The following is a 13,614-nucleotide window of genomic DNA, read 5'->3' as shown; positions in this document are numbered from 1 at the left end:
GCTTTCCAGCAATTTGAGTGGCAGTCATGGTGCCCGCACACGATCTCAATATCTGAAGCTCTACTGAGGTCCACCTGGCGTAGCTTTCTCGAAGATTGAGGGACAGTCTCGTACTCATCGTACGTACCGCAGCGTGAGTGCGGTTAAGTTCTGACGCAATATCACGCAACGTCATTACGCCGGCCATTCTCCGGAGAAAAGCAATGTCGGAATCAGACCAGGGCTTACCATTTTGATAGTTATGCTGCGGCATTTTGTTCCTCCAGTGCACCGTTTCTTATTACGGACACCAACCTTTCAGCAGCTGATTTCTGCGCCGGAACGGAGGCAATGATCGTTGGCCGGTCTTTTTCGGCATTCACACAGACGCCACCCCATCGCGAAATCAGGAAGAAGTCTTCCATCTCAGAGGAGCCCGCACAGCTCGCCAGATCCTCAATCATCTGGGCGATATCGACGATTGAGTGGTCAGCCATCAGCCGCTGAACGGCATAGCCGAAGGCGTTAATCATCACTGCGTGGAACTGAATGTAGTCGCGCTTGTAGTCTGCCTGGCTGGTGCCGTGGCGAATCGCTTCGATCTGCGTCAGGGCCAACCAGGCCTCCCAGATGGATTCGATGTCGCCCATTTCCAGCGGCTTACTGCCCGCGTTGGTAAACTTGGCCGTCGCGTCGCTAAGCGCCTTGAAGCTCACCCACAGCTTACTTTTCGCCGGAACGACGTTGTGCTCGAAGTCTGTCACTTCTGCGAAGGTGTCATGCTGAGACAGGAACGTCACCATGCCCTGGGCCACATCATTACGCCCGTCATAGGCCATGTTGATCGCAGCGGAAGGTTTCGAGACATTGTTATTGATATCGGAGAAGAACTGCTGGCGTGCCTTCAGCGGGAGATTATGGGTCAGCATCAGCGGGATGCTGATTGGCTCTCCGTAAGTCCGGCAGAACTCAGCTAACCCGGCGGCGCGGTGCTGGCCGTCGAACAGCTTGATCACTGCATCCATAGGAAAGCGTGCGACGCCCACATTCGTATTGCCGAACTCTTCAAACTCAATATCCGCGTCGCAGTTGCCGACCAGCGGCGGGATGATGAAGGGCTCTTTATTTTGGTATGCATTGACGAGGTACTGGTAAAACTTCTTCACGCGCGCCTGGTTAATTTCGCGTTGAGAGCGCTCGAGCGTGCTGCCGTGATTGTCGGACGCAAGTATGCGCGTTAGCGCGCGGGCAGGCGCCGTGATCATGTAAGTCGCCGTGCCACCCTGCATGCCGCGAGACGCCGGGAACTCGAAGAAATAGTCGCCTACTTTGCTCATGCATCCTCCCGCTCCGGATCGTTAACATCCCAGCCATTACGCTCAATATTGGTTTGCAGCCGCTTATCTCCTACCTCTTCAATGCTGCGGCCGGTTATCGCTGCGACTTCAGCGTTTGAGTGTCTCCACAGCAGCGCCAGTTCTTCGAGTGACCACGCTTTCATAGCACTGACTCCATTTCGTCGATGTAGAGGCCTGCGGCAATCAGGCGACGACGGCGGGCGGCACGTTCAATGCACTCCTGCCGTCTACCTTCCTGCGATTGCTCAATAGCGCGCCGGGTGAACAACCGTGATTTGCCTTGCGGCGTTACAACCTTTGGCTTGCTGGCCAGGCTAAATTTCCGGTCGCAGATGCCGTCTTCGTTGAGCCATTTCTCAGACTCAACGATCTGCGCTATCTGTCCGGAGCCGCGGGTGATTCCGTTGGCGACCCGGTTAAACTCAATGAGCGTTACGCCAAACTTCTCAGCGATTTCGCTGCCGGTTACCGGACGGCCCCGCGTCTGAATCATCCAGATAACGCGCTCACGTAGTCCAGAGAATTGCCCGGTTCGCCCGGGCCGGCGGTAGAAGGGTGTGCGTTTCATTTCCACTGCTCTCCGAACGTGAAGCCGATCTCCGCCAGCGCTTCGTCCATCTTCTCAATGAAATCCGGCACCATTTCGTTGAAGTCGGTCATGTACTGCGGATCCCGCTCAACGACGACGTGGTGAATACCTTCGCGCTTCATGCGCGGGTCATAGTTGGCAAAGAACCATGCGTCTTTGCCGGTCACCCACATGCTGTACTGCACCTGGGCCATGTAGGCGGACTTGATGGCTTCGAAACCGCCAAGACGGAATTTCATAAAGTCGCGGGAGGTGAAAGGGCATTTCAATTCGAGGCCGAAATCGTTACTGCAAAGGCCGTCAGGGGAGCACGCAGTGCGCATGCTCTCGTCACGGAACAGGATCGGAGACTCCGTGACTTTTACGTCCGTGGTGAACTCGAAGAGGGCGCGGGCGTCTTCCTCGTACTGCTTGCCCCAGGCAAGCGCCTTGGCGTTAACCTCTGGCGCGACGCCGGTGCATACCTCTGCGAGCAGCGTGTGGAAGTAGGACATTTTCATGTCTGTCCACTTCTTCCCAGATCGTGGCTTGGATATGACGTTGTGCACTTCCGAGGCAGTGATAACGCCGAGGCGCAGCCGGTGCCACGCCTCATCGCCCTGTTGAATAGTGGTTACGTCAATGCCGGTCCGGGCATGGATAATTTCTGGTGTCATGCTACTGCCTTAGCCCTTTTCTGAAGGAAGCCAAATCCTTTCTGCGCCTCTTCTTCCGTGAGTTCTGACGCCTCAAGAATTTGCCGTTTGAAGATGTCGCTGCACAGTGGGAGGAAGTCTTTCTCCCAGTCTTTATCCAGAGTTGTTAAGAGATCGGTGATCGCCTGGAGCGTTTCTTCGCTTGCTGCTGGTGGAAGTGATTCTGTTGTGCTGCGGGGAGTGACGTCACGGATATCAACATCCAGTGATTTTCCTTCCATTTCTTCGGCGGTAGGCTGCTGCCCAATCTCAGGCCATGCCTTACGCAACGCCTGGGCTTCTGCGCATTTAGCCAGCTGGCCATAAGGGCGCTTTTTCCACATCGCGTTCGGCGCCGTGGTGTCGCGGCCACCGGTGGCATAGTTCTCAATCCAGTATTCTTTGGCGCTGAACTCGACGATCTCTCCACTGGGCATGCGCTTGTAGACGGTGTATTTGCACCACTGAGGGAAGGTCACCTCGACACCAGAAAGCGTCTGAGTCGTGTCTGGCCCGAACTCAGGCTCACGGGCCCCGGCATAATCGCCGGAGCGGTCTGCCTGAATGCGGTAAAGCCCGATGCCCGGCATGACCACGTCGCGCCAGTCGCCTTTACCTGTTTTCGAGTCTTTGACGTACATCGGAACGAGGTGGACAGGTTTGAGCAACGGATCCAGCTGGCGTGCGCGGCAGTAGTCAAGCGCCATCATTACCGATTCGTCTTTGGCGCCAGGGTAGATGCTATTCTTCAGCGCGCTCCAGGTGGAGACGTCGACACCTATCTCCTGAAGTGACGTCGCTGTGATTGTTAAATCGTTTGCCATCGTTAATCCCCTCAAAAATTAAAACGGGCAGCCGGTACGGTGTTCCCAGTCGTATTCCGCCTGGGCGTAAGCAACTGCCGAAATGAAATCGTTGTAGGCCTCGCCAGCTTTATCGCTGCGAAGTCCTTCGTATGGGCTGGAGTCGATCGGGATCGTGAAGTGGAAGAGGCCGGACGGCTCTTTTGGCATCATGTCGATAATTTGCTGCGCCCGGTCGTCGATCCACTTCTCTTTCTCGTCGGTGAGCTGCTGCTCAGCCCAGCGCCGATCTTCGATGCGGTCGTAAGTTAGGTATGCGTTCATGGCTGAACTCCTGAAATTTGGATGTGCAGATCCCGCCCGCATTGAGCCAGGCCGATCGGTTGAATAGGGTGGTTAGCGGTTTAGCCAGTCGTTACAGTGATGCATTGCAGCCTGGCACTGCTCTACGGTGAACCAGCCGAAGTGGCATTCATGAACAGGTATGCCCATCTTGTCAGCCAGCCATTGGTAAGCTTCAGTGCGAGTCATAGCGCCCGACTTCCAGATACGTTCAAAAGGCATCTTGCAGCTCTTCCGCGCGTCGCGGGTTGGCTTGTCTGCCAGAGTCCCGAGAGGTATCGCCGTGAAAGGATGAAGCCCGACGTATGCTCCGCAGCATTCGCAAAGATAGACATACGGCCATTCACTGAAGTCGCGCCCATAGACTTCTTCATGAGTGCCGATCCGCACTAAACCAGAGCACAGGTGACAATTAGTTGGCGCGGGAAGAGGATTCTTTACTCTGGCCGTCGCCTTTTTGCTTGGGTTTGCTGGAGTTTTGATTTCCATATCAGCGGCCTCAGTGAACCATCGGCTCGCCGCGCTCATTCAGCAGCACAACGACGGAATCACTTTTGATGATGGTTTTTTCGAATATGTTGAAGGCGTACAGGCCTTTCTCAACGTTCGCTGAGGCGCGATAAGTTTTGCCGTGGTGTTGCAGCATTGTGCCCGGTAAAACCTCGCTACGTGGCACTGATGCGGTGCCGTAGTGCATTCCAATCATACCTTCACCTCAACCTGTTTCAGGAGGCCAGCGATATGCATCTGCAGGCGGTTAAGCGTCAGCTTGTCGCGCGGTGCCGATACCGACGTCAGCTGCCACTCGTTATCGTTGAGCTTTTTGGCGGTGTACTGCTTGCCGTTGTGGGTGACTGTCATGATGCAGCCTTAAGAGCCTCTTCGGCTTCTTTGATACGCGCTGCGGTGCCAGCGTTCGGAGCGATTTCATTAAGGTGACGGGCGTCTTCTAAAAGCTTTGCGATTATATCTTTCAGGTCTGTCATAAATCCTCTTAGCCTTATCGCGGCGAACGGAACGGTTAATACAAGACTTCAACGCATTTATTCAGTGTTTCAATGGGCGGTGGATGGCCGCCGGTTGTCATAACTAAGCCGCCTCGGTGAAGCGACTGAGGTATGAAAAAAGCCGCTGGTTAGGCGGCTATTGATTGAAATTAAATGAGCGGGGAGATATTTGGCTTGCAGCCCTGCAAAATGCGCTATCAAGGAATTGATACTTATGTCGCCACACTCTGCCGCGCTGATCACCATGCTTTGCACAATCAGGTCGGCGCATCATGGTGAAATGAACTACTGTTTCGCTTGTAGCTTTAGGTTTACGCATGCTCTTACCCTCTGTCGTTACCCGCTGATGCGGGAGAAATGTTTTGGTCGGTGTGGTGGATTCGTGGACCGGATTGATCCGTGAGCATCACGAATCAGCTGCCCACCACACCCCAAAACATTCCAGTTACGCACCATTGCCGCTCTCCCTGAGCCCGCCGGGCGTCCGACGCATGGTTTACTGTCGCGCCGTTCGACTGACCGAATGTCCACTTCGCCGCTGGCTAACTTCGCTCAGCTGTCGATGTTTCGTTTCGATGGATTGATAATGTACCAATAGTTCATTCATGTAAAGTACCGAAAGTACATTTTATATGAATGGAAAGTTCATATCCGATTATCTTTATGAACTTTAAGGAGAAATATTTTTTTGTTTTTTATTGATTGAGGCGAGAAGGGTTGGGGCTGGTTTGATTTATTAGAGGTTCGTCACATCGACAAGCCTTGTGCGACCATTGAAAGTTGCGAAAAGTCCGCCGTCTGGCTCAACAACTGAAAGTTCAGCGTATCGAAGGAAGTCTGTTTTGATAACGGACATCAACACTTCTCCGGTATCAATGTTTATGACCTCAAGCCGGTTCGCGTAAAAATCATCCTTATTTTTGCTGCCGGCAAACGATAGGGCGATGTAGCGGCCAAATTCCGATATGGCCGAACTGATGAGGTGAGTGGAAGTTTCTACCTTGAATAACTCTTTCCCGGTTTTATCCATGACTATGGTTGCAGCCATGTTATTGTCTTTGCCGGTATGAACAGAAAATAAAAATCGCCCGTTAACAGCTATGCATTGAGGCTTGGGAGAGAGCTGTCCGCCGAGCTTAACCATAAACATGAATTTTTCATTCTTCAAAACCGCAAGCGTGTCATCTCTCAGGTTACTTTCGTCACGTTTAAAAGCCCCTAGCTGCCACTGCCTATCCTGGCTTAATTTGCAGGTGATGAGGTGATCGCCAAGCTCGTACAAGACGCTTCCATCACTCAGATCAGTAACCTTATTTGCTTCCATGCTTAACTTCCTCAGCTATGAAATCTGTATGCCCTTGACTGGCTTACCAGCACTTTCGCGCATATGCGGAGAGAAGAAAAATCACCATCTTCGATGTACCAGGTTTCATATTTTTTATTGTCTGAAATCACAGCTAATTTTTTGTGCTGCTTTTGAAGGCGTTTGATGTAGAGATCATTGTCCAGAACGAAAATGTATATGCCGTCACCGTCAAAGCAGTCGATGCTGACGTCGACGAAGATCTGGTCTCGCGGCTCGAACGTGCCAGACATCGAATCGCCATTAACGGCAATCATTTTTATGTGATCAGCCGGGCGGCCTCCAAAGACGGCGTGAGCCTCTTCAGTTGAATACTCAATGGATCTGATGGTTTCAATGAATTCATCTCGCACGAGAACTCCCTGCCCAGCACTAGCCTGAATGTCAAAAACGTCTACACGGAAAGAATCATCCCTCATCGCCATATGCCCTTCAGATATGCCATCAGCAGCGCTATCGCCCAACAGGAAAGAGGAGGATGTGCCAAGTATAGCTGCCAATTCCTGCAGCTTCCCACGTCTTGGAATAGCCTCCCCATTGAACCACTTGCTTACCGCTTTAGGTGTCAGCTTCATGAGTTTTGCCAACTCAGTCTGACGACCATGTGCAGGTAAACCAGCTTTATCGCAGGCCAGCGCTAGCCGTTGGGAGAACTCTTTACGCGCTCTTTCTTCTTGAACCATGGGTTCAATCATAATATCACTTGCGTGAACTATCAGTTCCGACATAGTATGTACTTACAGTTCAATTTGAGGGTTACCAAATGCAACCTAAAAACCTTGGCGACATCATCAAGCAAATCCGTGTACCGGTGGTGGCGAAGGCTTGCGGGCGCACTCCCCGCGCTATCTACAAATGGATTAACAGCGGTTGTCTGCCGCGTACCGATTACACCGGTGAAACAGGCTATGCATCCAAAATCGCAGCTGTATCTGGTGGACAGTTTACCGAGAGCCAGATTCTTGAAATCAGTAAACCAAAAGCCGCTTAACGGCGGCCCTAACAACGAAAGGGAAAGCAATGCATTCACTTGCGTATCAACAAGGTAACAAATTTTCGCCAACGGCGATGATTTACCAGAATCGCCGGGAACCTGATTCCACGGCGTTAAACATCGATGGGATCCGCGCAGCTGTTCGCGCCTGGGCAGCTGATTGCCGCAGCCGTGAATTTGTTGCGGCGCTGATTGTGGAAGAGTGGCGGGCTACCGGCGGCACCGGACTGGATATCCCGACTGACTCGCACCGCCAGATGCAGAAGGTATTCCGCTGGATCGACGGCGACACCGAATACGCCGCCAACAACATTCGCCAGTTGGCCCCGGCAATCATGTCGGTCCTGCCGCTGGAGTACCGCAACCGCCTGGCGCCGCAGAACGACACGATGTCGCTGATCGCGTCCGCGATGAAAGAGTGTGCCGAAGCTAAGCAGGCTGTGCTGCTGGACGCTCCAGAGCATCAAAAGCTGAAAGAGGTAAGCGAGGGTATAGCTTCGCTGTTCCGCCTCATGCCGGAGCAGGTAGGACCATTGATGACGATGGTCACGTCGATGCTAGGCGTCATGTAACCGGAGAAGACCATGAACCACATCGAATTTATCGAGAAGCATGTGCGCGATGAACTGATTAAACAGGGATTCACCGTAGCGGTGGCTCAGGGGGGGCATTTCAGGCCGTCGATATGTACAAGCGTATGTCACAGGCCAGTCGCAAGGGGAGGATTTTCGATGACGTGTTACGACACGCGAAGCTTTGGGCAGAGAAGCAGCAAGTTCCGTCAGACAAGTTCGAAAAGAAGCGCGTTAAGCGTGTGCAGCAGCCTGGACTGCTCTGAAAAGGCGAAAGCCGCGGTGCTGGAACACCAACGGCTTTCAGGTGCAATTACGGCAGTAATTACGAGGTCATTATGACAAACGCTAATCCAAAACGCCAGGCGCAGGAGGTTTAACTGTGTCGAACGTCGCTTACGCAAATTTCGCGGCGCATTCCGCCGCCAGGAGCAACCGGATGGAGAACCAGAAAACCGGATTCATCCCGTTGTACCGGAGTGTTCTTAAGCAAACCTGGTCGAAGGACGTCTTCCTGCGCACGCTGTGGGAAAACCTGCTGCTGTGTGCTGCTCGCCAGCCATACACGGCAAACTTCAAGGGGCGCCAATGGCCGCTGCATACCGGGCAACTGGTCACCACCTCAGCCGATCTCGGGCTGAATTTATGCGACAGGGAAGGGAAGCCATGCAGTCGCCACGCCGTCGACAGGATGCTTGATGTTTTCGAGCGTGAAGGAATGATTTCCCGCTCCGGAGAGAAGCGAAAAGGCTCTGTGATAACCATCATAAATTACGCTGAATATGCTCAAAAAACGGACAATTCACCCGAGCGTTTCACCGCGCATATCTCCGCGCTTAATGCCGAGCATGGCAGAGACAGTAATGGCGCGGCTTCTGAAGGTTATGCCGCGCATTACGACGAGCATCTACCCGAGCTTTTCACCGAGAATCATGAACAAGAAGGTAATAACAAGAATATAAATAACTCTACGTCCGAGAATTCTGACGAATCCTCTGACAAGCCCGGAAAGAAACCGCCTGTCATGAAACCTGAAGCGGCAATTCAGAGCGGCACGAAGTGGGGTAACTCAGAAGACCTACGCTGCGCTGAATGGCTGTTCAGCATGGTGCAAAGCATTTCACCATCTGCCAAAAAACCAAACTATGCAGCGTGGGCTAACGACATCCGCCTGATGCGCGAGCGTGACGATCGCACCCATTACGAAATCGCTGACCTGTTCAAATGGGCCTGTAACGACAAGTTCTGGAAGGGGAATGTTCTATGCCCGGCAACGCTGCGCGACAAGTGGACCCAACTCGATATCAAACGCAACAAGCAGCAGACAGGCGAAGAATCTGGCAAGCCGGATCTGGACTTTAACAACACTGACTGGGCCTATGAGGTGATGCGATGAAATCTCTTGCAGAGCAGATGCGTAATCACGACCGCGAGCAGATGAGCCGCATGGCCCATAACCTGCCAGAGCAGTACCAGGAGCGCGCGCCGGTAGAGCAGGTGGCTCAGGTATTCAACAAGCTGTTCAACGAGCTGCGCGCCGCGTTCCCGGCCAGCATGGCAAACTTCCGCAGTCAGGACGACCTGAACGAATTTCGCTGTCAGTGGCTGCTGGCGTTTCAGGAGAACGGGATCCACTCAATGGCTCAGGTCGATGCTGGTATGCGCATTGCCCGCCGCCAGGAGCGCCCATTCCTGCCGTCGCCTGGCCAGTTCGTCGCCTGGTGCAAACAGAGCGGCGGGGCGCTGGGCATTACCGTTGACCAGGTGATCGCCGAATACTGGGACTGGCGAAACCGTTCGTTCGAGTTCACATCAAGCGAGCAATTCCCCTGGTCTCAGCCGGTCATGTACCACATCTGCGTTGAACTGCGCCACCGCAGCACTGAACGCCAGTTAACGCATGGTGAGCTGGCGCGTGAAGCTGGTGACCTGCTGGATATGTGGGAGAAGCGCGTCATCGAGGGTAAGCCAGTGCCGCCAGTGCGCCGGGCGCTTGCAGCACCGACTGCCGATCACGGCCCGACACCGATCCAGTTGCTTCTGGCGAAGTACAACCGCAAAAAATAGAATTAAAAAATACATTAGGGGAATATTGATAGTAATATTAAAAAATTGGGGTGTTACATGTGGTTTTTATAATTTAAAGTGGAGTGAACCTTATTCACTCCGTCGGAAAGTTTAAATTACTTCTTTGCGCAGCTCAATTGCTTTATCCATAATAGATGTCGTGGTTAATAGTTCGCCGATGGATTTTATATAGCCTTCCTCAGATACAGGGTAGCTGGATTTAAGTTTGTTAATAATTAAAGACATAGAATCACCGTCTTCACTTACTGCCCATCCAGCTATCATTTCTGATTTTATGTCATTTGTTAGGTAAATGTATTTTTTACCTTTTTGATTGGTTGACATAAAACTAATCATTAATGAAGAAATAGCAGGGAGAGTGTTGTCAGGCACGTTTGTTGTTAGTTTTATATGATTAGGGCCTATGATAGATGTATTCAAAGCCTCACTTGCTTGCTCAAGATATATTTCGAGGTCGGCAATCGCTTTATCAATTTTGCTAGTGGTCATTAGTGTGTCGTTTACAATTTTTGTAAATGGATTATCAGACATTTTAGTACACCTCTAAGCTGATAGGTAAATGGTCAATTAATGTATCTTTGCCATAAATAAATTGTTTTAGCAAATCATTATAAATGATTTTAGTACTACCTTCCTTCAGTAGCCATGGTCCTTCATTCAAAAATGCCGATGATACGTGTGCATGATCAAGAACAGCACAGCCGTTTTCGCTTGCTCTACTTGATCTAGAAACAAATGTACCGAAACCATTTTGATTAACAATCCCAGACATATTGTTGTTAAGTAAAGAATGTTGCCCGTTAAAGCTGAATGAAAGGTTATATAATCGTTTACTATCTCTCAAAACATAAAATTTGTTATTATATGATTTTAAATTTGTATCTCTTATAATTTCCTCTGGGGTTTTGTTGTAATCCCCAATTAAAATAACTTGCTTTCCATATTCTAATAATTGAGTGCATTCTCTTCTGAGTTCTTCTGCTGCGTCTTTGTGTTTAAATTCATACCCTGGTGTTTTTTTGGAGGACCAATGGGAAACTATTATTGAAAGATCTGGATTATTCTCACTTGAGGAGACGCTAAACTCCACCCCAACTTTAATGTTGGTGCCTGTATTTTGGCGTCCATCATCTAAGTCATTAAATATATTATATTTAATTAGATCTAAGGAAATATGTTTTTTATACAGAGCACATATGCCAAAACAAAGATTTCGTGAGAATTTTTCTGTTGCTGGGATTAAATTCACACTGTCGAAAATCTCATGGGATTGTGATATTTGAGTTATGAAGTCGTCATCAATTTCACAGAGAAATAAAATGTCTGTGTTTTCATCAGTAAAAATACTATATATAACTTGCAAGACTTGTAATTCTTGACTTGTTCTGTCGTTGCTATGAATAATCCCAGTATTCCAAAAAGATATTATCATTTAAAAAGCCCAAATTAACTTAAAAAGCTACCATGTTGAAATTTCTTACTTATTATATTGTTTCAACAATTTAGTGTCATTTTCAATGATTATACTAAAAAGGTTGTATCATGTATATTAGTCATTTGACCTTCTTAATTCAACCCGCCATAATCATGTCATCGGAGCCTGAACAACTCCGGTGACTTCTGCGCATTTAAGGGGACTTAAATGCGACCACAATCTGAACTCCTCACCTTGTCACAGATGCAGAAATGCACCTGCGATTTTATACATTCTGCGTTACCTATCGGAGGTGGCGTATGAAGCAGCAATTCCACCTTGTCAACGACGCCATCAAGCAAAACGCTATCAACTTCATCCGGGAGCTACCGGTGGACGCCAAGCGCCCGCTAGTTCTCGATATCAAGGAGATGACCCGTACCCTCGATCAGAACAAAAAAATGTGGCCGCTTCTTAAAGACCTCTCCGACCAGGTTACGTGGTTTGGCAATAAGTACGATTCTGACGACTGGAAAGACCTGATCACCGCAATGGTTTCCAAGTCCAAAAAGCAAGAGCAGCGCATGGCCCCCGGCCTTGATGGTGGCGTTGTGATGTTCGGTCAGCGCACCAGTAAGATGACTGTCCGCCAGATGGTCGAGGTGATTGAGGCTATCTACTGGTTTGGCACTCAGCAGAACGTCAAATTCAGCGAAAAATCTCGCCTCGAAATTGAATGGGCAAAACGCTGGGGTGAGCGCAATGAATAGCCCACTTTCCCGCGTCATCACTAACGAAATCTTCCGCGTTCCGGTGCGCCGACAGCGCAAGCCCGCGGTTAAGCCGTCCGACATTCCGACTTTCAAGGACTACACCGCCCGCCTGGTGGATCAGAAATGGCTGCGTCTCGCGGCGAGGAGGGCGCATGGCTAAGTTACCGCGCCGCAAGTGTGTCCATAAAGCTTGTCGCCAGTGGTTCCACCCGGTCCGCGACGGGCAGGTGGTCTGCTCATTCGAGTGCGCCAGCGCGATCGGCAAAGAACAGACCGCAAAAGCTCGTGAAGCCGCCAAGCAGAAGGAGGCGCAGCTTCAGCGCACCGAAGAGAAAGCAGGTCGCCAAAGGCGCGCTGCACGCCGTAATGAGCTGAAGCCGATCCGTCACTGGGTGCAGATGACTCAGCGCGCTTTCAACGACTGGCGGCGCGAAATGCTGCTGGCCGCCGGGCATGGCTGCATCTCCTGCGGAACAAAGACCGCTTTTGCCTGGCATGCCGGGCATTACCGCACCACGGCCGCCGCGCCACAACTTCGCTTTAACCCGGACAATATCTGGCTCCAGTGCTCCGCCTGCAACGTTCACAAATCCGGGAACATTGAGGCATACCGCGCCGCCCTGGTCGAACTGATCGGCGAAGAGCGCGTGCTGGCGCTGGAATCCAACAACGAAACCTACCGATACACCCGTGAAGAACTGGACGGCATCCGCGCCAAGGCCAGAGAAGACCTTCGCGCACTCAAACAGCAGGAGGCCGCATGAAGTCAGAAACGATCGAGATACTCCGAGCGCGCTGGCAGCGCCTCCGGATTTACCGACGCTCGGGTTCCGTGCTGGTCGATTACCGCATTCTCCGTAATTACGTTCGTATCTATCACCCTGCAGGAGCCGCACAATGAACAATCAGCACCTCGAGTACGTACGTCAGCAGCTCATTGTGGCGACCGCAGATCTGAGTGGGGCGACGAAAGGGCAACTGGTAGCTTTCGCCGAGAACGCGCAATTCACAGCGACGGCGCGCAGCCGGGGGCGTAAGAAAATTACTGACCCGGTCAGCGGCCGGAAAGTTAACCCTGACGGCCCGGCGATGAGCGTAAGCCAGTCGCGCGCGAAGGGATCGTCAATCGCTCTGGTTAGCCCGGTAGAGTTCGGTACTGCGTCATGGCGCCGCGCTGTGTTGTCGCTGGAAGAGCACCAGAAAGCATGGCTGCTCTGGAATTACAGCGAGAATATCCACTTTGAATACCAGGTGACGTTCACTCAGTGGGCGTGGGCGGAGTTCATGGATCAACTCGGCCCGAAGAAGGTGGCCGGCAAGACGATGGAGCGCCTGAAGAAACTGATATGGCTTGCGGCACAGGACGTCAAAGCGGAGCTGGCGGGCCGTGAGACATACGAATATCAGGCGCTGGCGGAGATGGCAGGCGTAGCGAAATCGACCTGGACGGAAACGTATCTGCCTCACTGGCTGGCGATGCGTAACAGCTTTAAGCGGCTCGATAGCGGTGCGCTTATATCCGTAACGCGATCACGTTCACAACAAAAGGCGACAAATTTAGATGTAAGTCTTGCAAAAACGAACTGAAACGCATATATTTCATGTAAATCTGATATCGTCGCCATAGCTTCGATTATCGACAAAGAATTAAGAGCCTC

The 13,614-nt window shown here is 51.4% G+C and carries 23 protein-coding genes; 9 read left to right on the top strand and 14 right to left on the bottom strand.

Translation table 11 applies throughout. From position 1 onward, the window contains the following. Positions 1 to 239: 239 nt before the first annotated feature. The 12 genes from ACMGG5_RS20550 to ACMGG5_RS20495 all read right to left on the bottom strand — a co-directional run bounded on the left by ACMGG5_RS20550 (position 240) and on the right by ACMGG5_RS20495 (position 6,843). Complete coding sequence (locus ACMGG5_RS20550) at positions 240 to 1,316, bottom strand: DGQHR domain-containing protein (RefSeq protein WP_420278450.1); 1,077 nt, start codon at positions 1,314 to 1,316, stop codon at positions 240 to 242. Further along, the gene (locus ACMGG5_RS20545; RefSeq protein WP_420278449.1) at positions 1,313 to 1,480 is read right to left on the bottom strand and encodes a hypothetical protein; all 168 of its coding nucleotides are present in this window, start codon (positions 1,478 to 1,480) and stop codon (positions 1,313 to 1,315) included. Before ACMGG5_RS20545 ends, ACMGG5_RS20550 begins: the two co-directional genes overlap by 4 nt. Further along, positions 1,477 to 1,905 carry a regulator gene (locus ACMGG5_RS20540; RefSeq protein WP_420278448.1) on the bottom strand — a complete coding sequence of 143 codons (429 nt, stop codon included), beginning with the start codon at positions 1,903 to 1,905 and terminating at the stop codon, positions 1,477 to 1,479. Before ACMGG5_RS20540 ends, ACMGG5_RS20545 begins: the two co-directional genes overlap by 4 nt. Continuing rightward, the gene (locus ACMGG5_RS20535; protein WP_420278447.1) at positions 1,902 to 2,582 is read right to left on the bottom strand and encodes a lambda exonuclease family protein; all 681 of its coding nucleotides are present in this window, start codon (positions 2,580 to 2,582) and stop codon (positions 1,902 to 1,904) included. Before ACMGG5_RS20535 ends, ACMGG5_RS20540 begins: the two co-directional genes overlap by 4 nt. Beyond that, positions 2,579 to 3,424, bottom strand: a complete 846-nt coding sequence (gene bet / locus ACMGG5_RS20530) for a phage recombination protein Bet (RefSeq protein WP_420278446.1) — start codon at positions 3,422 to 3,424, stop codon at positions 2,579 to 2,581. Before bet ends, ACMGG5_RS20535 begins: the two co-directional genes overlap by 4 nt. Positions 3,425 to 3,442: 18 nt before the next feature. Next, positions 3,443 to 3,727, bottom strand: coding sequence for a host nuclease inhibitor GamL (gamL, locus tag ACMGG5_RS20525; protein WP_045622374.1), 285 nt, complete (start codon positions 3,725 to 3,727; stop codon positions 3,443 to 3,445). 72 nt (positions 3,728 to 3,799) lie between these two features. Beyond that, on the bottom strand, positions 3,800 to 4,234 hold the full coding sequence (locus ACMGG5_RS20520) for a zinc-finger-containing protein (protein ID WP_420278445.1): 435 nt from the start codon (positions 4,232 to 4,234) through the stop codon (positions 3,800 to 3,802). 10 nt (positions 4,235 to 4,244) lie between these two features. Then, positions 4,245 to 4,451, bottom strand: a complete 207-nt coding sequence (locus tag ACMGG5_RS20515) for a cell division protein FtsZ (protein WP_001752704.1) — start codon at positions 4,449 to 4,451, stop codon at positions 4,245 to 4,247. Then, positions 4,448 to 4,606 (bottom strand): hypothetical protein, encoded by a 159-nt coding sequence (locus ACMGG5_RS20510; protein ID WP_420278444.1) that lies wholly within the window; start codon positions 4,604 to 4,606, stop codon positions 4,448 to 4,450. Before ACMGG5_RS20510 ends, ACMGG5_RS20515 begins: the two co-directional genes overlap by 4 nt. Then, the gene (locus ACMGG5_RS20505) at positions 4,603 to 4,731 is read right to left on the bottom strand and encodes a hypothetical protein (protein WP_258320270.1); all 129 of its coding nucleotides are present in this window, start codon (positions 4,729 to 4,731) and stop codon (positions 4,603 to 4,605) included. Before ACMGG5_RS20505 ends, ACMGG5_RS20510 begins: the two co-directional genes overlap by 4 nt. A gap of 757 nt (positions 4,732 to 5,488) precedes the next feature. Next, on the bottom strand, positions 5,489 to 6,076 hold the full coding sequence (locus tag ACMGG5_RS20500; RefSeq protein WP_045330129.1) for a hypothetical protein: 588 nt from the start codon (positions 6,074 to 6,076) through the stop codon (positions 5,489 to 5,491). 11 nt (positions 6,077 to 6,087) lie between these two features. Then, positions 6,088 to 6,843 (bottom strand): XRE family transcriptional regulator, encoded by a 756-nt coding sequence (locus tag ACMGG5_RS20495; RefSeq protein ID WP_420278443.1) that lies wholly within the window; start codon positions 6,841 to 6,843, stop codon positions 6,088 to 6,090. A gap of 35 nt (positions 6,844 to 6,878) precedes the next feature. On the opposite strand from ACMGG5_RS20495, the gene ACMGG5_RS20490 reads away from it, so the two are divergent. From ACMGG5_RS20490 to ACMGG5_RS20475, 4 genes are all read left to right on the top strand, one after another. Continuing rightward, positions 6,879 to 7,106: a hypothetical protein gene (locus ACMGG5_RS20490; RefSeq protein WP_045338826.1), complete on the top strand. Its 228-nt coding sequence runs from the start codon at positions 6,879 to 6,881 to the stop codon at positions 7,104 to 7,106. Between the two features lie 29 nt (positions 7,107 to 7,135). Further along, the gene (locus tag ACMGG5_RS20485; RefSeq protein WP_126542218.1) at positions 7,136 to 7,681 is read left to right on the top strand and encodes a toxin YdaT family protein; all 546 of its coding nucleotides are present in this window, start codon (positions 7,136 to 7,138) and stop codon (positions 7,679 to 7,681) included. Positions 7,682 to 8,120: 439 nt separating this feature from the next. After that, positions 8,121 to 9,077: a replication protein gene (locus ACMGG5_RS20480; protein ID WP_420278632.1), complete on the top strand. Its 957-nt coding sequence runs from the start codon at positions 8,121 to 8,123 to the stop codon at positions 9,075 to 9,077. Next, positions 9,074 to 9,748: a replication protein P gene (locus ACMGG5_RS20475; RefSeq protein WP_420278442.1), complete on the top strand. Its 675-nt coding sequence runs from the start codon at positions 9,074 to 9,076 to the stop codon at positions 9,746 to 9,748. The genes ACMGG5_RS20480 and ACMGG5_RS20475 overlap by 4 nt, the downstream gene beginning before the upstream one ends. Before the next feature lie 111 nt (positions 9,749 to 9,859). On the opposite strand, the gene ACMGG5_RS20470 is transcribed toward ACMGG5_RS20475, so the two are convergent. Both ACMGG5_RS20470 and ACMGG5_RS20465 read right to left on the bottom strand, forming a co-directional pair. Next, positions 9,860 to 10,300: a hypothetical protein gene (locus ACMGG5_RS20470; protein WP_219998965.1), complete on the bottom strand. Its 441-nt coding sequence runs from the start codon at positions 10,298 to 10,300 to the stop codon at positions 9,860 to 9,862. A 1-nt stretch (position 10,301) separates the two neighbouring features. Further along, the gene (locus tag ACMGG5_RS20465) at positions 10,302 to 11,201 is read right to left on the bottom strand and encodes a hypothetical protein (RefSeq protein ID WP_313846991.1); all 900 of its coding nucleotides are present in this window, start codon (positions 11,199 to 11,201) and stop codon (positions 10,302 to 10,304) included. Positions 11,202 to 11,503: 302 nt separating this feature from the next. On the opposite strand from ACMGG5_RS20465, the gene ACMGG5_RS20460 reads away from it, so the two are divergent. The 5 genes from ACMGG5_RS20460 to ACMGG5_RS20440 are packed head-to-tail and all read left to right on the top strand — an operon-like array spanning position 11,504 to position 13,543. After that, the gene (locus tag ACMGG5_RS20460) at positions 11,504 to 11,953 is read left to right on the top strand and encodes a recombination protein NinB (protein ID WP_420278441.1); all 450 of its coding nucleotides are present in this window, start codon (positions 11,504 to 11,506) and stop codon (positions 11,951 to 11,953) included. After that, on the top strand, positions 11,946 to 12,116 hold the full coding sequence (locus ACMGG5_RS20455; RefSeq protein ID WP_420278440.1) for a NinE family protein: 171 nt from the start codon (positions 11,946 to 11,948) through the stop codon (positions 12,114 to 12,116). Before ACMGG5_RS20460 ends, ACMGG5_RS20455 begins: the two co-directional genes overlap by 8 nt. Then, positions 12,109 to 12,720 carry a recombination protein NinG gene (locus tag ACMGG5_RS20450; protein ID WP_420278439.1) on the top strand — a complete coding sequence of 204 codons (612 nt, stop codon included), beginning with the start codon at positions 12,109 to 12,111 and terminating at the stop codon, positions 12,718 to 12,720. Before ACMGG5_RS20455 ends, ACMGG5_RS20450 begins: the two co-directional genes overlap by 8 nt. Further along, positions 12,717 to 12,857 (top strand): YlcG family protein, encoded by a 141-nt coding sequence (locus ACMGG5_RS20445; protein ID WP_420278438.1) that lies wholly within the window; start codon positions 12,717 to 12,719, stop codon positions 12,855 to 12,857. Before ACMGG5_RS20450 ends, ACMGG5_RS20445 begins: the two co-directional genes overlap by 4 nt. After that, complete coding sequence (locus tag ACMGG5_RS20440; protein ID WP_420278437.1) at positions 12,854 to 13,543, top strand: bacteriophage antitermination protein Q; 690 nt, start codon at positions 12,854 to 12,856, stop codon at positions 13,541 to 13,543. Before ACMGG5_RS20445 ends, ACMGG5_RS20440 begins: the two co-directional genes overlap by 4 nt. Positions 13,544 to 13,614 lie beyond the last annotated feature (71 nt).

Source organism: Enterobacter sp. BNK-34 (genome assembly GCF_048684445.1).
GTDB classification, from domain to species: domain Bacteria; phylum Pseudomonadota; class Gammaproteobacteria; order Enterobacterales; family Enterobacteriaceae; genus Enterobacter; species Enterobacter pseudoroggenkampii.
This window is presented reverse-complemented; position numbering and strand designations above follow the sequence as displayed.

Coding starts and splice junctions, on each gene's coding strand:
- ACMGG5_RS20515 (WP_001752704.1), bottom strand. CDS start 4,451: ATGATTGGAATGCACTACGGCACCGCATCAGTGCCACGTAGCGAGGTT.
- ACMGG5_RS20545 (WP_420278449.1), bottom strand. CDS start 1,480: ATGAAAGCGTGGTCACTCGAAGAACTGGCGCTGCTGTGGAGACACTCA.
- ACMGG5_RS20550 (WP_420278450.1), bottom strand. CDS start 1,316: ATGAGCAAAGTAGGCGACTATTTCTTCGAGTTCCCGGCGTCTCGCGGC.
- ACMGG5_RS20490 (WP_045338826.1), top strand. CDS start 6,879: ATGCAACCTAAAAACCTTGGCGACATCATCAAGCAAATCCGTGTACCG.
- ACMGG5_RS20460 (WP_420278441.1), top strand. CDS start 11,504: ATGAAGCAGCAATTCCACCTTGTCAACGACGCCATCAAGCAAAACGCT.
- ACMGG5_RS20450 (WP_420278439.1), top strand. CDS start 12,109: ATGGCTAAGTTACCGCGCCGCAAGTGTGTCCATAAAGCTTGTCGCCAG.
- ACMGG5_RS20465 (WP_313846991.1), bottom strand. CDS start 11,201: ATGATAATATCTTTTTGGAATACTGGGATTATTCATAGCAACGACAGA.
- bet (WP_420278446.1), bottom strand. CDS start 3,424: ATGGCAAACGATTTAACAATCACAGCGACGTCACTTCAGGAGATAGGT.
- ACMGG5_RS20505 (WP_258320270.1), bottom strand. CDS start 4,731: ATGACAGACCTGAAAGATATAATCGCAAAGCTTTTAGAAGACGCCCGT.
- ACMGG5_RS20440 (WP_420278437.1), top strand. CDS start 12,854: ATGAACAATCAGCACCTCGAGTACGTACGTCAGCAGCTCATTGTGGCG.
- ACMGG5_RS20500 (WP_045330129.1), bottom strand. CDS start 6,076: ATGGAAGCAAATAAGGTTACTGATCTGAGTGATGGAAGCGTCTTGTAC.
- ACMGG5_RS20510 (WP_420278444.1), bottom strand. CDS start 4,606: ATGACAGTCACCCACAACGGCAAGCAGTACACCGCCAAAAAGCTCAAC.
- ACMGG5_RS20495 (WP_420278443.1), bottom strand. CDS start 6,843: ATGTCGGAACTGATAGTTCACGCAAGTGATATTATGATTGAACCCATG.
- ACMGG5_RS20520 (WP_420278445.1), bottom strand. CDS start 4,234: ATGGAAATCAAAACTCCAGCAAACCCAAGCAAAAAGGCGACGGCCAGA.
- ACMGG5_RS20480 (WP_420278632.1), top strand. CDS start 8,121: ATGGAGAACCAGAAAACCGGATTCATCCCGTTGTACCGGAGTGTTCTT.
- ACMGG5_RS20485 (WP_126542218.1), top strand. CDS start 7,136: ATGCATTCACTTGCGTATCAACAAGGTAACAAATTTTCGCCAACGGCG.
- gamL (WP_045622374.1), bottom strand. CDS start 3,727: ATGAACGCATACCTAACTTACGACCGCATCGAAGATCGGCGCTGGGCT.
- ACMGG5_RS20475 (WP_420278442.1), top strand. CDS start 9,074: ATGAAATCTCTTGCAGAGCAGATGCGTAATCACGACCGCGAGCAGATG.
- ACMGG5_RS20455 (WP_420278440.1), top strand. CDS start 11,946: ATGAATAGCCCACTTTCCCGCGTCATCACTAACGAAATCTTCCGCGTT.
- ACMGG5_RS20535 (WP_420278447.1), bottom strand. CDS start 2,582: ATGACACCAGAAATTATCCATGCCCGGACCGGCATTGACGTAACCACT.
- ACMGG5_RS20445 (WP_420278438.1), top strand. CDS start 12,717: ATGAAGTCAGAAACGATCGAGATACTCCGAGCGCGCTGGCAGCGCCTC.
- ACMGG5_RS20540 (WP_420278448.1), bottom strand. CDS start 1,905: ATGAAACGCACACCCTTCTACCGCCGGCCCGGGCGAACCGGGCAATTC.
- ACMGG5_RS20470 (WP_219998965.1), bottom strand. CDS start 10,300: ATGTCTGATAATCCATTTACAAAAATTGTAAACGACACACTAATGACC.